Source organism: Idiomarina sp. ST20R2A10, from assembly GCF_051842345.1.
Lineage (GTDB): Bacteria > Pseudomonadota > Gammaproteobacteria > Enterobacterales > Alteromonadaceae > Idiomarina > Idiomarina loihiensis.
Genome location: NZ_JBNIEY010000013.1, coordinates 1 through 24,400, shown reverse-complemented (window position 1 = coordinate 24,400; position 24,400 = coordinate 1). Strand labels below are relative to the sequence as shown.

23 protein-coding genes, 1 tRNA gene and 1 riboswitch are annotated in these 24,400 nt (G+C 44.2%); of the genes, 14 read left to right on the top strand and 10 right to left on the bottom strand.

Annotated features, from left to right (window positions below; genetic code table 11):
- The 3 genes from speA to ACP7H9_RS13395 all read left to right on the top strand — a co-directional run bounded on the left by speA (position 1) and on the right by ACP7H9_RS13395 (position 3,497).
- Positions 1-1,911 carry a biosynthetic arginine decarboxylase gene (speA, locus tag ACP7H9_RS13405; RefSeq protein WP_011234464.1) on the top strand — a complete coding sequence of 637 codons (1,911 nt, stop codon included), beginning with the start codon at positions 1-3 and terminating at the stop codon, positions 1,909-1,911.
- Between the two features lie 103 nt (positions 1,912-2,014).
- Positions 2,015-2,090, top strand: a tRNA-Phe gene (locus tag ACP7H9_RS13400).
- A gap of 165 nt (positions 2,091-2,255) precedes the next feature.
- On the top strand, positions 2,256-3,497 hold the full coding sequence (locus ACP7H9_RS13395) for an integrase domain-containing protein (RefSeq protein ID WP_166635837.1): 1,242 nt from the start codon (positions 2,256-2,258) through the stop codon (positions 3,495-3,497).
- Positions 3,498-3,524: 27 nt separating this feature from the next.
- Here the strand turns inward: ACP7H9_RS13395 and ACP7H9_RS13390 are convergent, their stop codons facing one another.
- Complete coding sequence (locus tag ACP7H9_RS13390) at positions 3,525-5,006, bottom strand: hypothetical protein (RefSeq protein WP_110014353.1); 1,482 nt, start codon at positions 5,004-5,006, stop codon at positions 3,525-3,527.
- A 77-nt stretch (positions 5,007-5,083) separates the two neighbouring features.
- Between ACP7H9_RS13390 and ACP7H9_RS13385 the strand changes: the two genes are divergently transcribed.
- Positions 5,084-5,326, top strand: coding sequence for an AlpA family phage regulatory protein (locus ACP7H9_RS13385; protein WP_110014354.1), 243 nt, complete (start codon positions 5,084-5,086; stop codon positions 5,324-5,326).
- Positions 5,316-6,806, top strand: coding sequence for a YfjI family protein (locus tag ACP7H9_RS13380; protein ID WP_110014355.1), 1,491 nt, complete (start codon positions 5,316-5,318; stop codon positions 6,804-6,806). The genes ACP7H9_RS13385 and ACP7H9_RS13380 overlap by 11 nt, the downstream gene beginning before the upstream one ends.
- Before the next feature lie 247 nt (positions 6,807-7,053).
- Here the strand turns inward: ACP7H9_RS13380 and ACP7H9_RS13375 are convergent, their stop codons facing one another.
- A complete protein-coding gene (locus ACP7H9_RS13375; protein ID WP_133566303.1) occupies positions 7,054-7,233 on the bottom strand; it encodes a hypothetical protein in 180 nt (59 codons plus the stop codon).
- A 57-nt stretch (positions 7,234-7,290) separates the two neighbouring features.
- Here ACP7H9_RS13375 and ACP7H9_RS13370 point away from each other — a divergent pair, with 57 nt between their 5' ends.
- The gene (locus ACP7H9_RS13370) at positions 7,291-7,962 is read left to right on the top strand and encodes a YagK/YfjJ domain-containing protein (protein ID WP_166635839.1); all 672 of its coding nucleotides are present in this window, start codon (positions 7,291-7,293) and stop codon (positions 7,960-7,962) included.
- A gap of 88 nt (positions 7,963-8,050) precedes the next feature.
- Here the strand turns inward: ACP7H9_RS13370 and radC are convergent, their stop codons facing one another.
- Complete coding sequence (gene radC / locus ACP7H9_RS13365; protein WP_053953340.1) at positions 8,051-8,524, bottom strand: RadC family protein; 474 nt, start codon at positions 8,522-8,524, stop codon at positions 8,051-8,053.
- Positions 8,525-8,654: 130 nt separating this feature from the next.
- On the opposite strand from radC, the gene ACP7H9_RS13360 reads away from it, so the two are divergent.
- On the top strand, positions 8,655-8,861 hold the full coding sequence (locus ACP7H9_RS13360) for an AlpA family transcriptional regulator (protein WP_414019067.1): 207 nt from the start codon (positions 8,655-8,657) through the stop codon (positions 8,859-8,861).
- A gap of 47 nt (positions 8,862-8,908) precedes the next feature.
- Positions 8,909-9,439, top strand: coding sequence for a hypothetical protein (locus ACP7H9_RS13355; protein ID WP_317503978.1), 531 nt, complete (start codon positions 8,909-8,911; stop codon positions 9,437-9,439).
- A gap of 133 nt (positions 9,440-9,572) precedes the next feature.
- On the opposite strand, the gene ACP7H9_RS13350 is transcribed toward ACP7H9_RS13355, so the two are convergent.
- The 6 genes from ACP7H9_RS13350 to ACP7H9_RS13325 all read right to left on the bottom strand — a co-directional run bounded on the left by ACP7H9_RS13350 (position 9,573) and on the right by ACP7H9_RS13325 (position 18,217).
- The gene (locus tag ACP7H9_RS13350; protein WP_439222894.1) at positions 9,573-13,262 is read right to left on the bottom strand and encodes an SIR2 family protein; all 3,690 of its coding nucleotides are present in this window, start codon (positions 13,260-13,262) and stop codon (positions 9,573-9,575) included.
- Between the two features lie 517 nt (positions 13,263-13,779).
- On the bottom strand, positions 13,780-14,121 hold the full coding sequence (locus tag ACP7H9_RS13345) for a LytR/AlgR family response regulator transcription factor (protein ID WP_110014382.1): 342 nt from the start codon (positions 14,119-14,121) through the stop codon (positions 13,780-13,782).
- Positions 14,122-14,123: 2 nt separating this feature from the next.
- Positions 14,124-14,501, bottom strand: a complete 378-nt coding sequence (locus tag ACP7H9_RS13340) for a hypothetical protein (protein WP_110014383.1) — start codon at positions 14,499-14,501, stop codon at positions 14,124-14,126.
- Positions 14,502-14,623: 122 nt separating this feature from the next.
- Positions 14,624-15,184: a tyrosine-type recombinase/integrase gene (locus tag ACP7H9_RS13335; RefSeq protein ID WP_110014384.1), complete on the bottom strand. Its 561-nt coding sequence runs from the start codon at positions 15,182-15,184 to the stop codon at positions 14,624-14,626.
- Between the two features lie 475 nt (positions 15,185-15,659).
- The gene (locus tag ACP7H9_RS13330; RefSeq protein WP_110014385.1) at positions 15,660-16,160 is read right to left on the bottom strand and encodes a cytochrome b/b6 domain-containing protein; all 501 of its coding nucleotides are present in this window, start codon (positions 16,158-16,160) and stop codon (positions 15,660-15,662) included.
- Positions 16,161-16,240: 80 nt separating this feature from the next.
- On the bottom strand, positions 16,241-18,217 hold the full coding sequence (locus tag ACP7H9_RS13325; protein ID WP_110014386.1) for an LTA synthase family protein: 1,977 nt from the start codon (positions 18,215-18,217) through the stop codon (positions 16,241-16,243).
- Between the two features lie 109 nt (positions 18,218-18,326).
- On the opposite strand from ACP7H9_RS13325, the gene ACP7H9_RS13320 reads away from it, so the two are divergent.
- The 5 genes from ACP7H9_RS13320 to ACP7H9_RS13300 are packed head-to-tail and all read left to right on the top strand — an operon-like array spanning position 18,327 to position 22,964.
- Positions 18,327-18,689 carry a diacylglycerol kinase gene (locus ACP7H9_RS13320; protein ID WP_110014387.1) on the top strand — a complete coding sequence of 121 codons (363 nt, stop codon included), beginning with the start codon at positions 18,327-18,329 and terminating at the stop codon, positions 18,687-18,689.
- The gene (locus ACP7H9_RS13315; protein ID WP_110014388.1) at positions 18,677-19,372 is read left to right on the top strand and encodes a phosphatase PAP2 family protein; all 696 of its coding nucleotides are present in this window, start codon (positions 18,677-18,679) and stop codon (positions 19,370-19,372) included. The genes ACP7H9_RS13320 and ACP7H9_RS13315 overlap by 13 nt, the downstream gene beginning before the upstream one ends.
- Positions 19,353-20,936, top strand: a complete 1,584-nt coding sequence (locus ACP7H9_RS13310) for a phosphoethanolamine transferase (RefSeq protein WP_110014389.1) — start codon at positions 19,353-19,355, stop codon at positions 20,934-20,936. Before ACP7H9_RS13315 ends, ACP7H9_RS13310 begins: the two co-directional genes overlap by 20 nt.
- Positions 20,917-21,582, top strand: a complete 666-nt coding sequence (locus tag ACP7H9_RS13305) for a response regulator (RefSeq protein WP_110014390.1) — start codon at positions 20,917-20,919, stop codon at positions 21,580-21,582. Before ACP7H9_RS13310 ends, ACP7H9_RS13305 begins: the two co-directional genes overlap by 20 nt.
- Positions 21,579-22,964 carry an ATP-binding protein gene (locus tag ACP7H9_RS13300; protein ID WP_110014391.1) on the top strand — a complete coding sequence of 462 codons (1,386 nt, stop codon included), beginning with the start codon at positions 21,579-21,581 and terminating at the stop codon, positions 22,962-22,964. Before ACP7H9_RS13305 ends, ACP7H9_RS13300 begins: the two co-directional genes overlap by 4 nt.
- A gap of 38 nt (positions 22,965-23,002) precedes the next feature.
- On the opposite strand, the gene ACP7H9_RS13295 is transcribed toward ACP7H9_RS13300, so the two are convergent.
- The gene (locus tag ACP7H9_RS13295) at positions 23,003-23,560 is read right to left on the bottom strand and encodes a manganese efflux pump MntP (RefSeq protein WP_439222893.1); all 558 of its coding nucleotides are present in this window, start codon (positions 23,558-23,560) and stop codon (positions 23,003-23,005) included.
- 38 nt (positions 23,561-23,598) lie between these two features.
- Positions 23,599-23,736: riboswitch (yybP-ykoY riboswitch) on the bottom strand.
- Positions 23,737-23,861: 125 nt separating this feature from the next.
- Here ACP7H9_RS13295 and ACP7H9_RS13290 point away from each other — a divergent pair.
- Entirely contained in the window at positions 23,862-24,203 is a 342-nt protein-coding gene (locus ACP7H9_RS13290) for a hypothetical protein (protein WP_166649039.1), read from the top strand.
- Positions 24,204-24,400: the final 197 nt, after the last annotated feature.

Here is a 24,400-nt window from a genome sequence, read left to right as displayed (position 1 = left end):
ATGTCAGACTGGAATATTGATCAAGCAGAAGAGCTCTATGGTGTTAACCGCTGGGGCGCGGGATACTTTTCTATCGGCGAAAACGGCAACATTCAAATTCGGCCGAACCACCGCTTACCCGACGTGACCATTGATATGAAAGAAGTGGTGGATGAGATTATTTCGGAAGGCATTCAGTTCCCGGCTGTTATTCGCTTTCACGATATTCTGCGCTCGCAGGTTGAAATTATTAACGAAACCTTTGGTAAACAGATAGAAGAAGCCAACTACCAGGGGCAGTATTGCGGCGTATTCCCGATTAAAGTTAACCAGATGCGGGAAGTGGTCGAAGAAATTATGGACGCCGGCGAACCTTACAATTACGGTCTGGAAGCGGGCTCTAAGCCAGAGTTAATGGCGGTAATGGCGTACAACGATAACCCTGAAGCTCTGACCATTCTTAATGGATACAAAGACAAAGATTATCTGACTCTGGCGCTACTTGGCCGCCAACTTAAGCGTAAGATGATTATCGTAATTGAGAAGTTCAGCGAGCTGGAAATGCTGATTCCGCTGGCCAAACAAATGGGTGTTAAACCCATGATAGGTCTGCGCTCAAAAATGATGGTAAAAAGCTCCGGAAAATGGGCTGGCTCCAGTGGTGACAGAGCTAAGTTCGGCCTGAGCATTGCCGAAATTCTGAATGTTATTGAGCGCCTGCGTGAAGAAGACATGCTGCATTGCGCTAAGCTACTGCACTTCCATATTGGCAGCCAACTGTCCGATATTCGTAAAATTAAAGAAGCCGTCAACGAAGGCGCTCGGCTGTATGCCAAATTAGTACTGGAGGGCATGCCTTTAGAGTACCTCGATATTGGTGGCGGTTTAGGCATTGATTACGACGGCACAAGTACCACCAACGACTCTTCGCGTAACTATTCAACAGAAGAGTACGTTGCTGACGTTGTCTGGGGCGTGAAGCAAATTTGTGATCTGGAAAAAGTCCCCCACCCTAACTTAGTCAGCGAAAGCGGCCGCGCTATGACTGCGCATCATAGCTGTGTAGTTACTAACATTGTGGGCGAAATGAAACCCGCGGGCACGCAATACGATATCAGCGCCAGCAGTGACGAACACATTTTGGTTAAAAATATGCGCGAACTGCACAGCTCTGGCGACCAGTTCCACCCGCAGGAGCGTTACAACGACGCGGCCGGTTATAAACAAAATGCCTATGAAGCTTTTAAACTGGGTATTTTATCGCTGAATGAAATGGCCAAACTGGATACCATGTACTGGCAGATACTGGCAGATATCCACCATTCGCTGGATAAAGACACCTATGTAATGCAGGAACTGGAAGAGCTGGAAGACATGCTCGCCAGCCAGTACCTGTGTAACTTTTCGGTGTTCCAGTCAGCGGCAGATACCTGGGCCATTGGCCAAGTGCTTCCAGTCGTTCCTATTTCGCGGCTGAACGAACAGCCAGAAGTACGCTGCTCAATTGTCGATATTACCTGCGATAGTGACGGTAAACTCAGCAAGTACATTGAAGGCACCGATATTAGCGACCATATTCCCATGCATAACCTGCGCAAAGGCGAAGATTATCATGTTGGTTTATTCCTGACCGGCGCTTATCAGGACGTTATGGGTGATATGCATAACCTGTTTGGCCGCTTAACCGAAGTTCATGTGTACTGTCACGACGACGAACCGGGCGACTTTTATATTGAAGAAGTAGTGCCGGGCACATCGGCTGAAAAAGTACTGCAAACCATGCAATATAATACCGAGTACATGGCCAAAACCGTGAAAAAACAAATTGACCGTCAGGTGAGAAAAGGTTCACTGGCGCCACGCGAAGGTGTCCGCTGGACAAACTTTTACGAGCACTGTTTAGCCGGCAGTACCTATTTACGTGTTGAATAATCCACCGAAACAACCGCTTAATGTGCAATTACTGAGCAAACAGTAGAAAAGGTACAAAAAGCGGTTGACTCGAAACTGAAAAAAACGTTTAATACGCCTCGTTGCCCGGATAGCTCAGTCGGTAGAGCAGAGGATTGAAAATCCTCGTGTCGGTGGTTCGATTCCGCCTCCGGGCACCACTTCCCCCTCCTTAGTGGTCCTTATTTGTACTTTAATCCCTTATTAATCAATAGCTTTAGCTGGATTAAGGTCTTTTGAAGTCCTTTTTAGTTTCTTACTATCCACAACTTTTTGTACACTGTTATGTAACACGGAACGAAATGTACTTAAGGTGTGTTACAAAAATGCCTAAAATCCCCCAGCCGCTTACTCCTAAGAAAATCGATGCGGCAGAAAAAAAAGATAAAGAATATAACCTAGCTGATGGCCAAGGTCTGTTCTTGCGAGTCAAACCTTCTGGCAAAAAAGTTTGGATCTTTAATTATTCAGAGCCTTTTACTCAGCGTCGAAAAAATCTAACGTTAGGTAACTACCCAGATCTTTCATTAAAATTGGCGAGAGAAAAGCGCCAGCAGAATCGGGAATTACTAGCCAAAGATATTGATCCCATAGCTCACCGTGACCAACAAATTGAAAAAAAACGGGCTGCCGCCAGCAATACATTTAAAGCAGTTGCTGAACGTTGGATAGAAGTGCACCGAACAAAGGTTAAACCCGACACTGCCAACAAAATCTGGCGCTCACTCGAAAATGATGTATTCCCGAGAGTTGGCTCAATTCCTATCGAGCAGTTAACCGCCCCCAAAGCCATAGAAGTCATTCAGGCCCTCACCAAAAGAAACAGCTTTGAAATGGCGCGTAAAGTCGCCCGGCGGATGAATAACGTCATGTCGTTTGCAGTCAATGTTGGTATCGTCCAACATAATCCACTGACAGGCATTAATCAGATGATACCCTCATCTAGGGTTAAGAATATGCCAACACTGACCCCTGATGAGTTACCGGAGCTCATGCGGGCTTTAAACTTTGCCAACATCAAATACGTGACTCGGTGCTTGATTGAATGGCAACTGCATACCATGGTCCGCCCAGGTGAAGCCGTGCAGGCCCGTTGGCAAGAAATCGACTTTGACAATGCAATATGGGCCATTCCTTCCGAGAGAATGAAAATGGGACGGCCTCATGAAGTACCTTTAACCAAGCAGTCATTGGCGCTACTCGAGTTTATGCAGCCACTGAGTGGCCACAGAGAGTTCATATTTCCTTCCGATAGGGCTCCCCTTAAGCATGCCAACAAAGAAACCGCTAACATGGCTCTCAAACGCATGGGTTTCGAGGGACGTCTTGTTGCCCATGGCCTCAGAGCCCTAGCCAGTACTACACTTAATGAACAGGGCTTTGATAAAGACGTGATTGAAGTTGCGCTGGCGCATATCGACAAAGACAAAATTCGTGGAGCATACAACCGCGCTACCTACATGAAGCAGCGCAGAGAAATGATGGAATGGTGGTCTGAGCATATTGAGAAAGCTGCTTACGGAAACCGAAGTATGAGTCAAGCTAACAGTTCTCCTTCTAATAATTAGAGGGAGATACAATTAGTACGATTAAACTCATTTTCTTTTAACTTTTTCTTGCTCACGTGAGTTCAACCTTTCCTCGCGCAAAAAGTAGTCCCCATGCCTTATGCAAAACTCCGTCAATTTATAGTCGTCATCCATATCTTTCTTTATATCGAGCCGTGCGGAAAAACCATCCCCCATCAACTGAACTCGATACGCTTTTTCTCCTTGGTAGTTTCTCTTGTTCTCGTCGTTTAGCTGCTTGATTTCCTGATCACTGAGCCTCGCTGCTGCATCATGCTTCTTCGTTTTCTTCGCTGGCTCGGTGGGCTTTCGATATTTGGTATTAAAATGAGTGTAGTAAGAAGAGAGCTTTTTTGGGTGCTTGCAGCGAAGTTCTTCTATTTTTTCTAGAATAAGTGAGTGAAGCTTTTTGTGGTTCCCGTCTATATTTTTTGAATCCCACAAAGCTAACGCGATGGCTCTTCTAGTATTATTAGAATCTACTTTTGCCCAACTTTTTGTCAGCTTCTCGGCTTTTTTGGCTCCTTCTAATAACCTTCTAGCGCGTGACTTGGATTTCTTCTCAGACTTTTCATCAGACAGACACCCAGGGTACCAAATGCGGTTTGAGTCCCGGGAAGCACTCAACCAGAGGATCTGCTCTTCTAACCTTCCCATTACGTAACTCGGCGTACACTTATTGCTATTTACGTAAACCGCGACATCATAGTCACTCTTCGTCCCAACAGACTTAACCCCCCTGCCACTCGAAGGTAAGTTCTGAAAGTATTCCTTCACTTTTTTTCTCAAATGATCTATTACATCCCCTTTATGATAATAGACCGCTATATCACAGTCGTTGGGGCACTCATACCGATTTTGAGATGTCGATATTTTCACTCCCCCCATGCTTTCATTAAACTTTGGATAAGTGTAAAGACACGGTGCAGTTTTCCCGAATACCTTTTCTGGCGTTTTTGTCACAAATGCCTCCCAGCTTGCGCTTGCGTCGGTCTTCCCCAAAAGCGGCACAATTAGAAAACCATACTCCACGGTCCAATCGTGAAGGAATTCAATTTTTTCTATATCAAACTGATTATTAATCTTTTCTAGCGGATTTCCGTGCTTAAGCACGAGAGACTCGTACTTTGGATCACAAAAACCATCGTTCTCGACCTGCTTGTGGAAGGAGTAAACCAGACAATTTGTAAACTCGAAAAAAGCTGTTAAATACTTTTGACTATTTCTATTCGCCCCCTTCCACTGTTTGGATAATCCTTCAAAAAGGCATGGTAGATAAATTAGTAGTTCATCCACGTCCTCAGCGAGATCTTCGTTCCTTAAAACCTCTGCCCTAAAGTGTCTGTGAGAATACTGATACCTCCACCAGTTCAAATAAAACCGTTTGGTTTCAAATTCCTTCCACTCTTTCGTATTCTCATCGAAGTTAAACGCTTCATCCTTTTCATTTGTCTCTATGTGAAATGCGACCTCTTGATCATGCAAAGTCTTCCTTAAATCATTTTCCATAAATCTCCCAAAAGTACGTTATGTAATATTTTCCTTGCATACGTTGTAATTCTCTCTGTTTTCAATCAAGCCCATTTATGGAGGCCTATATGACAGCGAACGTTACAAATATTCCAGGGAAAGTTTTAAGACTACAGGAGGTGCTTAATTTATTGTCAATTTCGAAATCGTACCACTTTGCGAAGTTGGATAAAAACTCGAAAAGCTACGATCCCACTTACCCTAAGCCGATTAGCCTAGGAGAGCGGTCGGTTCGTTACATCGAGCAAGAAGTCATTGACTGGATCAACGCACGTAAGGAGAAAAGAAATGTTAACTAAAGGTGTACCAAACTTATCAAAACCAAACAGAGATCTTAGTAATGGGTTATTCCATAGTCCAATTACACAAGGTGTAGTGAACTCGCTGACCTCTACTGTACAAGCTCCAAGCGAGCTAATTTTACAGGCGGTATTAGGCGCTATTTCCACAGCAGCACAAGGGCAGGTTGATGTTGAGAGAATATATGGAGGCTCAGGACCAACGTCGCTATTTTTATGCGTCATCGCTGAATCTGGAGAGAGAAAAACAGGTGTAGCGACTAAAGTGTTCAAACCCATTATTGACTTTGAAAGAAAAGAGGCAAAGAAATACGCAGAAAAGCAGGAAGTTTATGAACTTGAACTAGAGATTTTTAATGACAAAAAGAAGCTGATAAAGAAAAAACTTAGTCAAGCTATGAAGACGGGCAAAAAGGAGGCAATAGAAAGCGCAGAAGCAGAACTCTTGGCTTTACAACGTAAAAAACCTAAAGAACCAATCAAATCACAATTTATTTTCGAAGACGGTACGCCTGAATCAGTTCAGTCTGACATGAGTAAAGGCAATGGTAACGCAGCGATGGTCTCTAACGAAGGAGGTACAGTTTTTGGCGGCCCGATAGCCAGAGATCTCGCTTTTTTAAACAGCCAATGGTCAGGAGAGTCGTTTACTGTTAACCGTAAAACATCAGAGAGCTTTATTCTCGACAATACGAGACTAACACTCTCTATTTTAATACAGCCAAGCGCGATTGAGACGTTTCTTCATAAGAAGGGAGTCGAAGCAGTAGGTATTGGTTTCTTGGGGCGATTCCTTTTTTGCAACCCACTAACGACTCAAGGAACGCGATTTTTAGACCCATTTAGGGTCGAATCTAAGGAGGGTTACGAACGTTACGTTGAGAGAATGGAAGAAATACTGGCTGAGAATTTCACGACCAACCAAACTCGGCATGTTATCGAGTTTTCTGACGAAGCAAAAGCCTATGCTCAAGACCTTTACAACGAAATTGAGCTTGGCTTGCAAGTCAACGGACGTTTTCAATATGCAAAAGATCACGGTAATAAGCTGCTTGAAAACATCAGCCGCATTGCCGCATTGCTATCCTATTTTGAGCATGGGAAAGACGAAAAAATAAGCTTAGGGATTCTCCAAGATGCGGAAAGGATTGCGTTTCACTTTTCCGACACTTATCTGAGGTGTTTCCAGACTTATCCTAATTACTTGAAAGATGCATTTGCTCTTCAAGAATATTGCCAAACCAAGCGAGAAAATGGTGAACGGTACATATCAAAAGCGGCAATTAGACGCAGTGGCCCAAGCCGTCTCAGAAATCTAAGAGCGCTCACGCAGGCTGTGGAGTTACTACAAGTATGGGGAGAGCTGAGAGTATGTAATGACCCAACTACTGGATTAGTATATCTCGATTTACAGCCTACCTTTGCTCACGACCCGCATATGTGGAACCGATTCTACAACAAGTATAAAGGCAGTCTTTGACCGTCGAAAGCTTGAATAGCTATGGAGGAAAAATAAACGACATCATAAAACTGAGTACTTTTCAGCGCTGAAACTCTTAAAAAGCCGATACGGTTGATACGGATATCAGGTGTATCAGGGTTTTCGACCATTTCGATTTGAAATCGGTTCGATAATGGCACTCGCTACGAGGAATTGATCAGCCTCGTAGCATTGCCCAACCGGCAATTTTTTTGCCAATCAAATACTAACTTCCGAACAACGGAGATTAGTCAAAATCGTCGAGAACGCTGTCACTTGAGATCCAAAAGTGCAGCGAATGCCGACAGGTGTTTTCTCGGTAATAGTAATACTTATAACTACCACTGTGTACATCATTCATTGGTACGTCTAGTAACCAATGCTTAGCCAGTGATAGGTAAGCCCCCAAGCTTACCGTCTGACTCATGGTTAACTATTACAGGATCAGATCAGTTATGAGTATTCAATGATCATGGAGCTAATTATGAACAGACCAACACGCAACCCAATGAACCATAACCAAACACTGTATTACGACACTTCGTACAAAGGCTTTCCGCTATGGTCTCAACACGCGCCATATATTAAGGAAGATTTAAGTGGTCTGCATGACACGATGGAAAGAGCGCTGAATGAGCATTCACGGACGTTAGCGGTTCGCTTTGATTTGAAAGTGCCTGTAGCCGGTATGCCTTTGCATCTTGAGCCGCCAATGGAGCATTTCATCAGAGCTGTTAACCGGAGAATTAAGGCTAAGTATGACAGAGAAAGGTTACTTAAAGGCTCTGCGCATCATTGCACTGTCCGATATGCCCGTAAAGCTGAGCAAAACATACAATCACCATACGAGCATTACCATGTTGTTCTTTTCGTCAACAACGATGTCTTCAGGCAGGTAGGCAACTTGGGACCTGGTGATAACTCAGAGCTGGGGAAAATCATTAGAGATGCCTGGTATAGCACGGGAGGCGTTAACGCTGGCCCTACTGAGTATTTAATTCATGGGTCAACGCCGTCATACCGTCGCTTAAAAGGCCCGTTTAATTCATTCAGTCAGGAAACTCGAGAGGCTTTTAGGCATTACAGCTACTTATGCAAGGAGAGTACAACGCTTTATCAACGTGGTCGCCCTGCGTTCACCACAAGTCGTAAATAAGGCAAAAAATAAAGCGCCAACATAAGGCACCAAGCAACGCAGAAGAGGCCCAGGGAAAACCTCTTCTACGCGCCTAGCGGCATTACAACTACAACAATCCCCTTTCAGCAAACGAAACCGTGTCTTGGCCTACTACAATGTGGTCAAGCACGGGGACGTCTATGTGATTGAGCGCGTCCTTGATACGCGTCGTCACACGCTTGTCAGCTTCCGATGGCTCAGTCACCCCCGATGGATGGTTGTGCGCCAGGATGATGGCTGCAGCGTTTTGCTGAAGCACTTCCTTCATCACTTCGCGGGGATACACCGGGGCGGCGTTAATCGTCCCAAAGAACAACTCCTTATACTCAATCAGCCGGTGCTGTGAATCCATCAGCAGTATTGCGAACACCTCACGTTTTTGATGCGCCAGCTTGTACCTAAGAAAGTCTTTTGCGGCCGATGGGCTGGTAAAGCCCTCCCCCTTCAAAAACTTCGTCTCCAAGATCTCAGACGCTTTATTCAACACATCAACCTCAGTCATCGGCCCATTCGTTACATACTCAGCGTTTTGCTCGTGCATTTTGTGTCTCCATGTTTTCGATTCTTCAATGCACATGCGTGATATAGGCCTGAGATTTGATTGATTCGTCGTTCGCGTTAATTCATCTCAGTTCTTACTAATCCTATGACACAAAGAAATGGAGAAGCTAATGAGGTTTCTACGATTAAACGAGGTTAAAGAACGCGTCGGGCTGGGGCGCACCTCAATTTACAAACTGATTGGGGAAGGCAAATTCCCCAAGCCTGTTCATGTACTCGGCAGAAACGTTGCCTGGATAGATTCTGAAATCGATGAATGGATGATGGACCGCATTGACCATGAGCGGACCAACAGCGTTTCTCCCCTGCGGTATTGAGGAATCACCGCTTACAAATACAACTATTAACTAACGGATGAATCACTATGGAACTTGTCTTTCTCACGTCGGACGACATTGTTAAAGCACATTATGCTTTCCACGGTAACATTGAAGCAGAAGTTAACACTTCTGCTCTAATTAAAATCTGTATCATAGTCAGTCGAACGTATGCAGGTTTTGAAGCAAACCTTGAAACTGTCTTTCAGGTTGCCGCCGAGTATGGTGTGCAGCTGGCGCAAAGTAACTGGTCCCAAAAGCCAGACAAAGCTGCTGAGACCGCATTTCTAATATGCATGTTGCATCTAAACCGTTATGGCATAGCTATGAAATGCGATAACCAGTCACTATTCAACATGATGCGCGACACATGGACAAAGCCCGATAAGTTCGCGGCGCACATGTTTAATAAATATCTTAATGATATCGCCGCTAAAAATAACGACTACTGCCGTAGCGACTTACAAAATAATTTAGCGGCTCGGGCCATGTGTGACCCACGAAACTGCAACGAGCTAATGGATATTGGGGCGAGATTATCTGAAACATTTAATGTAGTTAGTGAGAAGCCTACCTAGCCATGCGGAAGCAAAAGGAAAGGTTAACGGTTATGAGCTGAAAAGAGTTTAGACCAAATCTAACATTTGACCTAAAAAACTGGATAAAACCGGAGCTTAGATAGTCTAATTAAAGCGGAATACATTCTCTAGCCTAAGTTTGTTCAATCAAGCTAGTCAACCTTAAAAAAACTCGATCACTTACAAGGTTTGCATCTGTATTTTCAATGATGTCAAGTATTTGGGCCAGTTCATACGGAACACCTTTCGGATTATTAGGAACAATCACATCGAGTAAATTTAATACATCAGCAGGATACTTTATTGTAAGAGGCTCTTTTCCCCTAATGCCCCTACTAAAGGAATGAAGCCAATGATTTCCGCTTTCTACCGGTACTAAAAACTTTCGAACTGAGCTGAGTACTTCAGGAAATTTGTCGTCAGTATCGTCTAACAAAGACACCCACGACGATACTAGTTTGGATGTTCTAAGCTCACGCTCTCTTGGCCAAACTGTATTGACGAAAGGAATAACGTGTTCAGACCAACCGCTCTCTTCACGCTTACCTATCAAACGTAGCCGAAATATTGCATCTTGACGGTTTTTTTCGTCCATATTACGCAGACAAATACGAGCTTCCTTGCCGTTCAACCCATCCTGTTTTCCACTTCGAAATATTGAAAGTTCAACCACAATCTGAGCTGCTACAGTTGAAAAATGTTGAGCCCAACTCCATTGATAAATTCTTGGAAATAGTTTCAGCACTAAGGGCTTAAGCAAAACCCCAATTTCATAAGGTGGAAGCTTTGCTGCAGACAAATATCCATTCCACGCGGGCTCTGATAAATTATGCTCAAAACTAAACCAAGGAATGACCCGCTCCTTAACCCATTCAGGATCTAGATAGTGCAGCCAGCATATCTGCCGAGTTAAAACTGCAACAGCGTGATCTTCACCCTCCCCAGGTGCGGAAGTTAAATGCTCAATTCGAAATTTGAGTTCTTCTGGTATTCCTACCCCTTGCTTTAGCTTCAACGAGTTCAGTGTATTAAGTAACCCTTCCATCACTTGGCCAACGGGGCCGTTTATAGCATGCTCAATAGTTCGCCTTGATTTTTCAATAACTTCACCACCTCTACGAACTTCTCCTAACCCACTGCGTGTAGCCTGCCCTTCTTCAGAGATTAGCCCAGAAACCAGATGATCAAAGGTACTCCATGCGAGTGCTTCATCAAATTGAAAAGCCATAGTTAGCTTTTTTTGAATCCATCGCCCGACGGGGTTTCTTAACTCACGAATAGCGTTATAAGGTAAGTTACTTAACCTGTGAAGGAATACACAGAATAGCCGAGGGGTGGTTTCGTCTGGCCAATCACTAATTAAAGTAGACCAAAAAGCTTGGGGATACTTATTCCGTCGGCTCATGTGTGACAGAGAGGCAAGTGCCTTCCGTGGATTAACTTTCACTAAACCAGTAAAAGGGCGTCTTTCTGTGTCGCTGTCAAAATCTCGTTCATATACAGCCTGTGCACTCTCTACTACTTGTGTAACTGGTAATTCTATAACTGTATCAGGCGCTTCATCCGTACCTATACTTCTAACGGAACTAACAGATTCTTCAACAAAACTCCCCGCCAAGCCATCATTCCATCGAGGTAGCTCTGAAAGCATATTGTCTAAACGCGATGTTTGACTCTTTGACAGCTCTTTACCTTGTAGAGTAAGCCAGCGCGAATAGCGACACGCTATTTCCTTACTGAGAGTCGGATATTCTTCATCTGACTCGTCTGGTCCGTCAAGTAAGCGCTCAGCTAATATCTGTCTGCTCTTAACCGAAAATCCTTCCCATCTGTCTCTAAGTAGAAATAACAGCTCTCTACGTGCATCGTGATCCCAAAAGCTTTCCTGCGAAAGCGCCATTAAACTGTCGACAACCTCTTCAGCCCCAAATAACTCTGCGTGGTTAAGTGCGAAAAGTCTGAGCTTTCTGAAGTAAAAACTCTCATCAATGGGCCAAGTAGTTACATATGCTTTGGCCTTTTTTGGATCGTATGAGATCATTCGAACAAATAATTCAACGTACCAATTAAACATTGCATGAATGTCGTTTTCTTCAACGTCGACTTTTCGCTCTGGGTAACATGTAGGAACTAAAAAATAGATTGCCTGCACATCCAATAAAAGCCCTTCACTTCGACGAAGATGTGACTCAACAATACGCAGGACTGGCTCCAAAGTTTCATCAGGTAGCTTCAACTCATACCTATCAGGAAACTTTACCTCAAAGCGAGCAACTTCCTGTGTACTAGTTTCTTCCCAGTCTCCTGACGGAGGCTTCGAAGCTCCAATGCCTAGAGGTCGTTGTAAGAATAATACTGGTGCTGTTGCGGTTTCGAAATCTCTTAGCACACTTTGAGTCCAACCCTCATTCTCAATTCTATCTTTAATTTCATACCAGTCACTATTCCAACAAAAGTTTCGGCTATCGGATTGATATTCGAGAATAAGATTCCAACTACGACGCGCCTCAGGATGAAGCTCATGATTTCCTCGCAACTCTCTCTTAATAATATTCTCAAGTCGCGGGTGAAGTCCTTGTTGACGGGCGGCCCACCACGCAACAATAGGGCTATCTATATGCTTCGCAAGCCAATTGGAAAGATGGGCTAGCCTTGGGGGCATACTTTCTAAACCTGCAATTTGACGGCCTCCAAGTCTATGGCCATTGGTGGGATTGGTGTCGCCTCGTCGCCACTCGAAAATATGGTCATGCTCCCAATTCGATTGCTTATCTAACTCCGAAGATCTAGGAGGGTCATCATCCAATCCATATTCTTCAAAAGGGTCAAACTTTTCAGCGCCTTCGCCGTACCTCCTGCTTTCTTTGGCCACGCGACACAGAGCATCAAAAACGCACAGCCATTCTGGCGGCGGCGAAGGCTCTGCCATGGCAAACAGTCTAGCCCCTGGTGTCGTGCGTACTAAATGTGTAACCTGACCTCGCTCGTGGGCAAACAGCTTACGAGGTCCTTTCCTTGCTGTATCAATAACATTGGCTCTCCATTGCCGTTGGTTTTCTGCTCGTTCTGCCCATGCTGTGAGACTTTCCCAAAGACTAGGATAATCTTTGCAAGCTATAGGGGTAATGCCTCTATCTCTCCATTTAGCTTCAATATCTTCAGGTTTTCCTTTATCAAAAGCATAAAGATTTGATCTATCCGACCGCCCATCGTGATTTAACCCCTGGAGGAGATACTTCACCGGTGGATCTTCGGCTTGATAACCTATTAATACAACTGTGTAGCTTTTAAGCAGCGAGCGAATGAAATTTGTAGCCCAACCCTCTGATAAATATGCTCGCCCGAAGTCTGCACTACTAAGGATATATGGATGGTTCTCAGTCTTCGGATCTTGAAGTCGTCCATGTAAATAGATGATCCCTGTTAGCGGAACACCAAGACTTATGTCAGGAAAGGCAGGAGGTTGATAGATCTCTAGTTCTCCGTCGTTAACTGATTTCTCAAACAAGAGATCAAAGTTAGTAGTGACGATTTGAGGCTTACCCTCTTGGTCCGACGAAATTCTAGCAATTACACTATGTTCTGTACTTTTCGCTCCATCTACTCGATAGTTCCATAACCGCTCAGCAACCAACTCATTAACTTCATCCCGACCATATTCCTGATGAAGAAGATGAAAAATCTGGTCGAGAGGAGTTTTTGAGCGTTTGCTTCCGCTCTCATTTTCCTCTATCCATGGTCTAAACTCTGACTCTACAGCCGACCCTTTAGGCGGATCGAAAAAATCCATCACATACTTTGCAAGATTGTAAAAGTCTGGCATGCCAGCGCTTAGAGAGACTCCGGCCCCGCACAAAAAAACTACTTGCCCCCGATCTCGTCTCTCCAGCAACAAGTCGGGAATGTTGGGTCCTTCCGAAAAAAAGCGCATCTACTAATATTCCATTTTCTAAGTAAGTCACCTGCTCTATATTTAGCCAAAGTTTCATAGAACGACATAAATCATGTACTAAAGACATGAATTCTAGAGCTTTCTCATCATGTCACTATAGACTTGCATGCAGCAATCGCAAGAAATATTGGTCCTAAGCTTAACCTAGCTGCAGTTAGCTTAACTTGATGGAAAAGGACTTCACAGTACCCATTCTAAGCCGCATGGGGTTCGTGAAACTCACAATAGGCAACCATATAACGGTAGACATCCGAAAAAGCTAAAGGATGGTCAAGTCAAGTTTGGTATCGAGGCGCCAGCAAATGTCCCTATCATGCGTGATGGCGCTGTTAAAGGAGCCCCTAAGACAAAAAATAAGCCCAGGGTTAACCTACCCTGAGCCTATCCCTTACAAACCAATATCGAGCATCAGCTGGCGCTTATAATGACTTCCCAACGGAAGCACGGTCTCATCAGCTAATTCCACTTCCTGGTATCGACCTAACTCTGATAAGAGCTTTCTCAATTGGTCTCGCTTTACGATGTGACTGCGATGGATGCGAATGAATCTATCGTCCAGTAATTCCTCCATGTCAGATAGCGTTGCTCGATGCAGCACTCGCTCGTTGCCAAAGTAGATCTTTACGTAATTACCAAACGCTTCCACACGTTCAATCGACGCAACAGCAACAAAGCGAACCTCACCTGGTCGCATTTTAACGCCAATAATGTTTCGTTTCATGCTAGCCATAGTTAGTCCCTCTCCATGACCAAATCCGCATCAATGCTGTTACCACCAGCCAGCTGAATCGATGTTCGCCCCTTAATCGAGTAATCGTTGTAGATAGCGAATAGCAATGTCGAGCTGAGACCAATCGCGATAATTGCAGTGATCAGCGACCCTGTAGATAGCGTTCCGATAATACCTGAGCCCCAGCCCAGCGGATTCCAGAAATTGGTAGCAAAGACGCCTGCAGAGCCAATAGCTAAAGCAAAAGCTCCAGATGAGGCTGACTTAACCGTTTTCACATCATCAGCCAGTGACGCGCTTTTTACAGCAATTGTTTTATCCCGCCTTTCGATGGCTAGCTCTAGTTCCGACTTGGTATGAACCACCGTTACATTCGACATAAATGTTCTCCTAATTGACAGTTAATTAACTGCAGCCGTAACTGCCATTAGGTGATATAGGTTTTAATCTCGCTTGATTGGTACTTCGGATGGACGACACAAAAAATAGGGGCCCTCAGCCCCTATAGCTCTAATTCAGCAAAGTCACGGTCAACATCCTCCTGAGTAATGCCAATATAACGCAGCGTCACAGCCTCAGAGCTATGACGTAGCATCTTCATTACCCTGGCGATGTCGTTTGTGTTCTTATAAAGGTGATAGCCTCGGGTCTTTCGCATTGAATGAGTTCCAAGTTTAATGCCAACCTCCTCTCCAATCGCCGCGAACGCCCGCGAAACGTAACGGCGGCTAATCGGGGCCTCGTCCAAGCCTTTAGACCATTGGTTTCGATAGGATTGAAATAGGTAAGTATGATCTGGATGCTCCTCTTTAATGCGAGCAATAATCGACCGTGCTTTGTCGTTCAATTTAATCGTTGCTTGTTTCGACGTCTTCCCTTCAACCAGGGTCAGACGCTCATCGTTTATGTTTTCAAACTTGATAGACAGTAAATCTGAAATCCGTAACGCCAGGTTCAAGCCGATATCCCAGACGTCGGCAATTTGCTGACCGTAGGTTCGTTTGAGAAGGTAGCTAATGAGCTTCACGGTATCCAGATCTTTAACCGCTTGTACTTCGGCCATGATCGAGTTCCTTTTTTGCTGTAAAACGTGATTTTGAGTACTTAAGAGGGTATAAAGGGGGAAATAGCCCGTTTTTAGTGAGTTTGCTTGTTCCCGTTATTGCATTTTGGGAACATCGTCTTTCCTTGTGCTTTACGCCCAACGAGATGATGTATGTTTCAAATATTTAGAGGCTGATTCGAGAAGGACTCCTAACGTTACTAATTCTAGCTAAACGAATAAGGAGCTTTAATTGGCTGACTACATAAACAAAAATATTCTAAGCCAAGCATTCATTCACGTTGAACCGACTTCTCTTTACTCAAATGAAGCTATAGTGGCCTAATTAATTAGGTAGCCAAATCAACTATGCCACTACAAACCAATTAATTTCAAAAACTTCTGCATCAATGGTACGGAAGTGTTAGCCAATTGATTGACCAGTCAAACTCGATGACTGTGGGCATGCCTAACGACATGCTCCTTTTTTAAATTATTATTGCTCAGAATTTACCAGATATTCAAAAGTAGCTGCCAAGATGTGTATCGCCAGTAAAACAGGCAGTAGATACAAGCCAAACAGTTTGTGTACTTCTTCCGCAGGTTCATGAATAACTTTTAGTGCCGTTAAGTCAAACTGAACGCTAAACCAGTTAAACACGACTACCGCTTCATTTTCAGTAAAAAGATAAAGCGGACCAGTTATAACTAATACCACCAAACTCAACAGAATAAGATAATGAACACCGCGCGCAATAATTCCTTTTACATCCATCGAATGTGTTTTCGGAAAACCCTGTTTTAGGCGGTAAGTTGTTCGCCACAACAAAAACCAGAACGCAAAAAAACCGATGCTAATATGGACTGCTTTTAAAAAACCTTCGGTACTTTCTTCAGCAGCAAAAAGCATCATATAGCCGAGCGTGAGCATAACGGTCACAAGAATAACCGTGAACCAGTGATTAATCTTTGATAAGCCAGAGTAGTGGGTATTCATAAAGCCCCCTTTTGATTGTCAGGAATCATTATGAATACCCTTTATTAAGAAAATCTTAAGCGACCAGACTAATAAGCACTCTAGTTGAGACCTTCCGGCACAAAGTAAGCCCGATTTTGATACAGCCAGGATGGCAACAACGCATGTGCCAGTGCCTCTTCGTGTAATTGGCTATTCGTCTTATCATCTGCGACAAAGCGGTTTTTCTGAACGTCGTAATGACCCGTCATATCCTCGCCCGGCGTTAATATGGCCACGCCCTCGTTAGTCATCCACGCATAATTACTACCAAACTGCATCATCGCACGATTAGCGGGTGGTACATCTTTTGCTGATAGATCCTGCCCTATTGCCGGGGTCCAGGCAGAAATACCCGCAAGCGATATAACGGTCGGTAATAAATCAATTTGACTGGCTATTGAGTCGATTTCCCTGGGTTGAATCGACCCACCCAAAATAAGTCCGGGTATACGGAATTTATTAATGGGCACTAATTCGTTGCCGTAGACACGCGTATCATGGTCAGCAACAATCAGAAAAATTGTATCCTCCCAATAGTCACTATTTTTAGCCTTTTCAATGAACTGACCCAAAGCAAAATCAGCGTATTTCACGGCATTCTCAACCGTATTTTTTGGCTTTGAATAAAGCTCAATTGCATTGTCAGGAAACTCAAACGGCTCGTGGTTTGAAGAAGTGAAAACTAAACTAAAGAAGGGTTGTCCGGCTTTTCCCAGTTCTTCCAAGCGCTGATGCGCGGTATTAAATAAATCGCCGTCACTTACTCCCCAACTACCCAAAAATTGTGGATTAGTGATGTCACTTTGCCCCAGTGTTGACTGAAAGCCGTTGCCGATGAAAAAGGTTCCCATATTGTCAAAATGTGTTTCACCACCGTAAATAAACTCGGTGAAATAGCCTTTACGCGACAGCAAATCAGCCGCTGTGTAAAAGTTTTGCTGCGACAAGGAGAGTTTTACCGTGCTGCGTGCAGGTGTCGGTAAAAAGCTTGAAATGACCGCTTCAATGCCACGAACCGAACGCGTTCCCGTCGCGTATAGTTGCTTAAACCACCAACCTTCCTGCCGCAACTGTTCAAGGTTTGGCGTCACACCAATGCCACCTAAATCTTTAACAAAAGTAGCCCCCAGACTTTCTTCCAGAATAACAACAATATTCTTCGGTTTATCGTAGTTACGGGAAGCGGTATTAAAATGCACCGTTGGGTATTGCTCTGACGGAAAGGTCTTCGCGACTAAGTGAGGTTGTTTTTTCGCGGTATTGAGTATTTGCTCGATTGAGGCACTACCATAAACACGGGCAGCACTCCCCTCGTGGCGTATATTATAAATTGCGTATTCCACCGAATAAGCTGAACTAATAATTAAACTATTCACCAATGCATCAGAGGTCACCGCGAAAAAGGCCGGGTTAGCCGGCCGATGCGCCAGGGTTGAACGAACCCCCGCAAAAACAAGAATCACCAATACCGGCCAGACAATCAGCGAACTGACAATGTGTTTGTGCCCAACGCCGGTTGATCTATTCAAGCACTTTGCTAATTTAGTTAACCCATATAAAAAGCCAATCACAACCACACCGCTTAAAAATAACCAGGGTTTAAAACCGCCCCAGAGCGTACTAAACACTTCTTTGGGGTATGCTAAATATTCAATAAACAAACGGTTAGGCCGCAAATCGTACTGCATAATAAAGGCAGGCGTTGATATCTCCATAAACGCAATATAGGTAATAGCAACAATCAGCCAGATGCCCTGAATTTTCTGCCAAAGCCCGACACCCCAGCGGTTTAGAAATAGCGGCGCCAATAACAATAATGGCAGTGTCAGATACCCCATCTGAACAACGTCAGCCCTCAATCCCATCATCATCAGATAGCCAATATTTCCGGCCTCTGTTACGCGCTCATGCTGCCAGATAAAGAGCAGTAGACGGCTGACACTCAAAATAATTAACCCAAGCCCAAACCCGGTAATCAGCGTGCGATAGTGCGCTAACGACCTTCCCCCTCTCTTTAGCAAATAAACATTATGCATTAACAATCCAACCCAGTTTTGATGATGGTTTGGATAGTAAACGGGGAACCTTAAGCTGAACTTAATATTGGTTGCTTAGGATGCAGTTTTTATCGTGACAGGAATCATCATGAAACCAGGTAAAATCGGAATAATCCGAATACTTCATGCAACTCGGTATTCCATAAAAGGGCTTAAGGCTGCATGGCTTTTTGAAGCGGCGTTCCGTCAAGAAGTGGTACTGGTCATTTTATTAGCGCCTATTTTAATTCTGGCACCGCTGGCGCTAATAGAGCGACTAATAATGTTTTTGTCTCTGTCCGGCTTGCTCATTACTGAATTGCTTAATTCCGCTGTCGAAGCTGTGGTCGATCGCATCGGTGAGGACTTTCACGAACTTAGCGGGCGCGCGAAGGATATTGCGTCGGCTGCCGTATTCCTTGCCATCCTTCAGTTCATCATCGTTTGGGCAGCGCTATTATGGCCGTTTTGAAAATGACAACGATCTGGCAACGTTGGCTGTTTACGCTACTAATTTTTATTGCTGTATTAACAACGGCAGAATTATTTGATCTCAAGTTTTTAGTTGCCAATAAACTCTATCAACTCGAGGGTTTTCAGTGGTCACTTAAACACCACTTTGTTACTGAAACTATTTTTCATGAAGGTGTGCGCAACCTCAATCTAATCGCAGTCATTTCGCTATTAGCCTTGACCTTAGTCCAGTTTTTTCCGGGAAAAAATCACTCTCAGCGGCGTCGCTATGTGCTGCTGCTCTTATCCCTTTTACTGTCTTTTGGCTTGGTTAATTACCTCAAGGCCACTCTGGGTATGGACTGCCCCTGGGATCTGCGTCTATACGGCGGCACTAAACCCTACGTTAATTTGTGGTCGTTAAGTGACAGTCACTTTAGCTCTGGACGATGCTTTCCGTCGGGGCATTCGAGTATCGGTTTTGCGTGGATCGGACTTTATTTTTTCTGGCGTAAAAACCGCCCCGACCTTGCTAAGACATCGGCCGTTTTGTCACTTCTTGTCGGCTTCATCCTCGGCTTTGCACAACAACTGCGTGGCGCCCACTTCTTCGTCGACGATATCGCCACAGCCTTTATTTGCTGGAGCATCGCGTTATTCATTTTTCATATAGGTGAACAGCATGAAACGACTAACCCTTAATTTTTCACTACTGTTAACGGTCGTTGCGACCTGGTTAACCTTTGCCTACTCCGGCCCATTGTTAAGCGCTTTGGAGGCTTACGGTGTAAAACCATTCACACAGTTTAAGTTAATGGCATTCACACTCTGTTTTTATGCCTTTGTGCTAGCGTTAAGCCGGTTCGTTAATGCGTTCAAGCCACTGGCGATTATTTTAATGATTGTGGCTGCACCAGCCTCATTTTATATGTTGCAATACGGCATTGTTATTGACCCCGACATGCTTATCAACACCATAGAAACCGATCCGGCAGAGGCAGGAGACCAACTTTCTACCGGTTTTTTTATCACATTAATAGCACTGGGTATCGTCCCTTCTTTATTGCTGGTGTACATAAAAATCCCCAAAGCAAGACCGCTAACACAGATTAAACAGAGTCTTGTTGCAACAGCCTGCTTCTGCTTTTTAGCGGTTGGTATTGCTTATACAAGTTATGACGACTTTGCCTCCTTATTTCGTAACCATCGGGATATAAAATATCGGATCGCACCCTTCAATGTCGTCTCTGCGAGCGTCTCAGTTGTAAGACAAAAGCTCGAGAAGCCGGCTCAGTTTACCGCTTTGGGGCAGGACGCAGTGCAAACTAAAGCCTCGGAAAAACCAAGAATCATGGTGGTCGTATTGGGCGAAACGGCACGTGCCGATCACTTCTCACTCAATGGCTATGATCGGCCGACAACCCCCATGCTCTCGGAACTGGCAACATCAGAGCAACTCTTGAGCTACAAAGATGCTATGTCATGCGGCACAGCCACGGCTGTCTCTGTTCCCTGTATGTTCAGTTTTTTAACGGCTGATAATTATTCCAACGCCGCCAGAAGTTCGAGTAATGTATTAGATGTTTTAGAAACCGCCGGTATCAATGCGACCTGGATTGAAAATAACTCCGGGTGCAAAGACGTCTGTAACCGTATTAATACCATTGTAATGAATGAAAATAGGTGTGGAGAAACGGGCTGCTACGACTTTGATATGCTTGATGAATTGAAATCCTGGTTACAAAACATCACTCAGGATTCAATCATTGTACTTCACCAAATGGGCAGCCACGGACCAGCATACTACGAGCGTTCACCAGAAAAACTCAAACGATTTTTTCCGGAATGCAAAAGCCGGGAATTAACGAACTGCACAAAAGACGAAATTATAAATGCCTACGACAACAGCTTATTGATAACGGACCGGCTCGTCAGTCAGGTCATTAGGTTGTTGAGGAGCCACAACGAGCTGGACAGCAGCATGATGTATGTATCCGACCACGGTGAGTCCCTAGGTGATAACGGTATCTACCTGCATGGTTTACCGAACTGGTTAGCCCCTAAAGAACAGCGTCATATTCCATGGATAACCTGGCCTACAAAGACATTTGAAATGACGAAAAATAATTCAGATGCCGATATTAGCCATGATAATTTCTCGCATACTGTATTGGGTTACTTTAATGTAGAAACGTCACTTTATAATGCAAACCTTGATTTAACGCAGATTAACGAGAGATATGCGAATGCGTCTACTACTCCTTGAAGATGACAAAACCTTGGCAGAAGGTATCATTAAAGGCCTGAACCGTATGGGTTATGTTGTCGAACTAGCTATGAATCTGTCACAAGCGGAAAGTGCTCTCAAAACCGACCAATTCGAACTCGCAATCTTTGATCTCGGCCTACCCGATGGTAATGCGGTATCCCTCATCAAAAAGCTCCGCAAGGCAGGCCAACAAGTTCCTATTGTCGTGCTCACCGCTTGGGATGACATTGATACGAAGGTGCTGGCACTGAATGAGGGAGCCAATGACTACGTTGTAAAGCCATTTGAACTGCGTGAGTTAGAAGCCCGTATTCGGGTTCAGGTACGAAAAGCAAACCAGCAATTAAACGATGTTATAATCTGCGGTGAGCTCAGTGTTGATATCGCATCACAACAATGTCGTTTCCGCAATAAAGTCATCAATTTGACCCGGTTAGAATGGTTGTTAGTTAAACAATTAGCATTACATATGGGCAGAATAGTGAGTAAAGAGCAACTAGAGAGCGCATGTTATGGTTGGAATGGTGATAACGAAAGCAATTCGTTAGAGGTTCACATTCACCATTTGCGCAAGAAACTGGATCCTAGCCTGATAACCACCATCCGGGGTTTAGGCTATCGATTAAAAGACGAATCATTATGAAACTTTGGTCGCTTCGCCGCTCATTGGTTATTGGCATTAACTTAGCTGTAATTGCGGTATTAGCGATTACAGCCTGGACCAGTTATCGGGATATCCTGCACGAATTGGATGAAGTTTTTGATGCGCAACTCGCACAAACCGCAAAGTCGCTAGCAACATTTTATACACCGTCCCCGGAAACTCACTCAGTACCCAAAAGAATCCCGATATCAAACTATGATGATACCGGTGAAGACGAGCCCGCTAATGAGAGGGGCCCTAGCGGCCATAAGTACGAGTCAAAAATCGGCTATCATATATACAGTGCCAATGGTGAATTGTTGGCTTTCACCAATCAGCTCCGGGTACTACCACTTAAAAATTTAGAGGCTGGCTACCATACGTTAGAGAATGATGCGCAAACATGGTTTATTTACAGTTATTTCTCAGAATCTAAAGGCATCTGGGTGCGCACTTTTCAACGACAGGATGTACGCAGTGAGCTAAGTGGCTACCTGGCTTCAGAACAACTATACCCGCTATTATTGATGTGGGTTCCTATCAGCCTAATTATACTCTTCATTATTTATCTTGTACTGAAACCCGTTAACAGATTTGCCTTAGACTTAAGAGCCAGAGCGTTAAATAACCTGTCTCCAATTGAGTCCGACCTGCCCAAAGAGTTGATCCCGATAAAACAGGCAATTAATAAACTATTACATCAAATTAAGATGTTTTCAGAGCGGGAAAAGCGCTTTATTGCTGATGCGTCACATGAATTGCGCACACCGTTAAGCGCCATTCAGGTACATGCGGAAAATATTATTCATGCTGAATCTCTGGAGGATTCTAAACAGTCCGGTAAAGCTATTTTTCATGCCGTAGAGCGGATGTCGCATTTAGTTAATCAACTCTTGCGTTTAAATCGACTGGATAGTTTGGATAATTCTGCCGACTTTGATGAAATTGAAATTAAAACCTTGGTTTCCTTAGCGATTGATAGCCTACCCATCAATCAAGTCGAGGACTACCAATGGCAAATCGGTGTTCCCACAATAAAAATAACGTGCAATAACGCGTTAATAGTCAGCGCATTGACCAACCTCTTATCCAACGCAATGAAATTTTCACCGGCAGACTCCACTATACAAATAGAAGCGGTTGATACATCGGCAAGCATTATTATCAAGATAAGAGATCAAGGCAGCGGTGTGCCCGCCGAAATAACTGAACAAATGGGAGAGCGTTTTTATCGATTCCGCGAACACACTAATATCGCCGGCTCTGGTCTGGGGCTGTCCATCACCTCGAAAATAATACAATTGCACCATGGCAAGATATCATTTAACAATATCCAGCCATCTGGGTTTGAAGTGCAGATAGAGCTACCAAATTCAGATTAGACAGTGAAATTATAGCGTTATCCTAATAAACTCTTTTCTTATATGTGGCTTAACAAGATCCAAAAACCCACTCCAATTAAAGTAATCCCGCCGAACATTTCTGCCCAATGACCTATTACCGCTCCAACAAAGCGCCCTAACATCACTCCCAAAGTAACCATAAGGGTTGTAGCTAAACCGATAAGCACCGCGGCAAGCCAAATATTCACATCAATAAAGGCCAGGCCTACACCAACTGTCATGGCATCAATGCTGGTGCCTAACGCCGTAAGAGAAACTTTAAAAAACGATTGTCTGGAGGGTTTGTCTACCTCTTCTCCGCCGGGTCTAAAGCCTTCATAAACCATATGTAAACCAAGGGCCAGCAATAAAAAGAAGGCTACCCAATGATCCCAGACTTCAACATAAGAGGCTGCTGATTTACCGACCAACCAACCAATAACAGGGGTTATTGCTTCAATCGTCCCGAAAATCACGCCCATTCTTAGTGCTTCGAAAAAACGAGGACGGTTAAGACTTGCCCCTTTACCGACAGCCGCAGAAAAAGCGTCCGTTGACATAGAAAAAGCAAGTAAAAGAAGAGCAATTAGGTTCATTGAGTTATCTCCGGCTGTGCATTCTGAGTCCACGATATACCCACACGCCCAACCTTCAGCATGGATATATCGATGGTCTCGCCAACCGAGAGGTGTTCGCACCATGGCATGTGGCCAATTATGTTGACACGAACGCTTCCAACTATGGAAACAGGCTACTCCCCAAAGATGAGCTATATTACCAATCAACCTAAGATTTCACAAACTTTGCTCAGCCTCTAACATTGGGAACTCAAGTAGATTCTTGTAAACCCATATTAATTACGTTATCGTTTAATAGCTTTACAAACCAAGGGCTATAATGTTCAGACTGGGGTTTATCATAGTGATTTTGTTTGCGGTTCTGACTCAAATTAGTCAGGCAGTCGCAGACGTGCACCAGTCTCACCAGTCTTCCTCCGAACAGCACCTCAGCTTTGAGCACGACGAATCTCATATTGATAAGGAGGAGCTTCCTCTTAATGGCGATATCAGTTTTGATTGTCATCATTGCTGTCACTGCCACGGTTCATTCCATCTTTATGCAATGAAATCAGAAAAAGCTATGGCGCTCCCTCGTTTCAAAACGTCTCGCTCTGGTTATATTGAAGTTTATTCTAACCCTTTATCTTTACCGCTATTTCGGCCTCCAATCTCCTCATAACTGTTTTAAACGTTGCAACGCAGCGGATCAATTCGAATTATTAACGCAGTAAAATGACCGAGGAGTCTCTCTATGGGTCCATTTTCGACACATAGCAAACGCTTGTTTGTTGCCGCCAGCCTGGCAATAAGTTCAAGCTACGCCAATGCACAACAGTTGCCCGAGCAATGGCAACAAACTGTGCAGCAACACCCCAG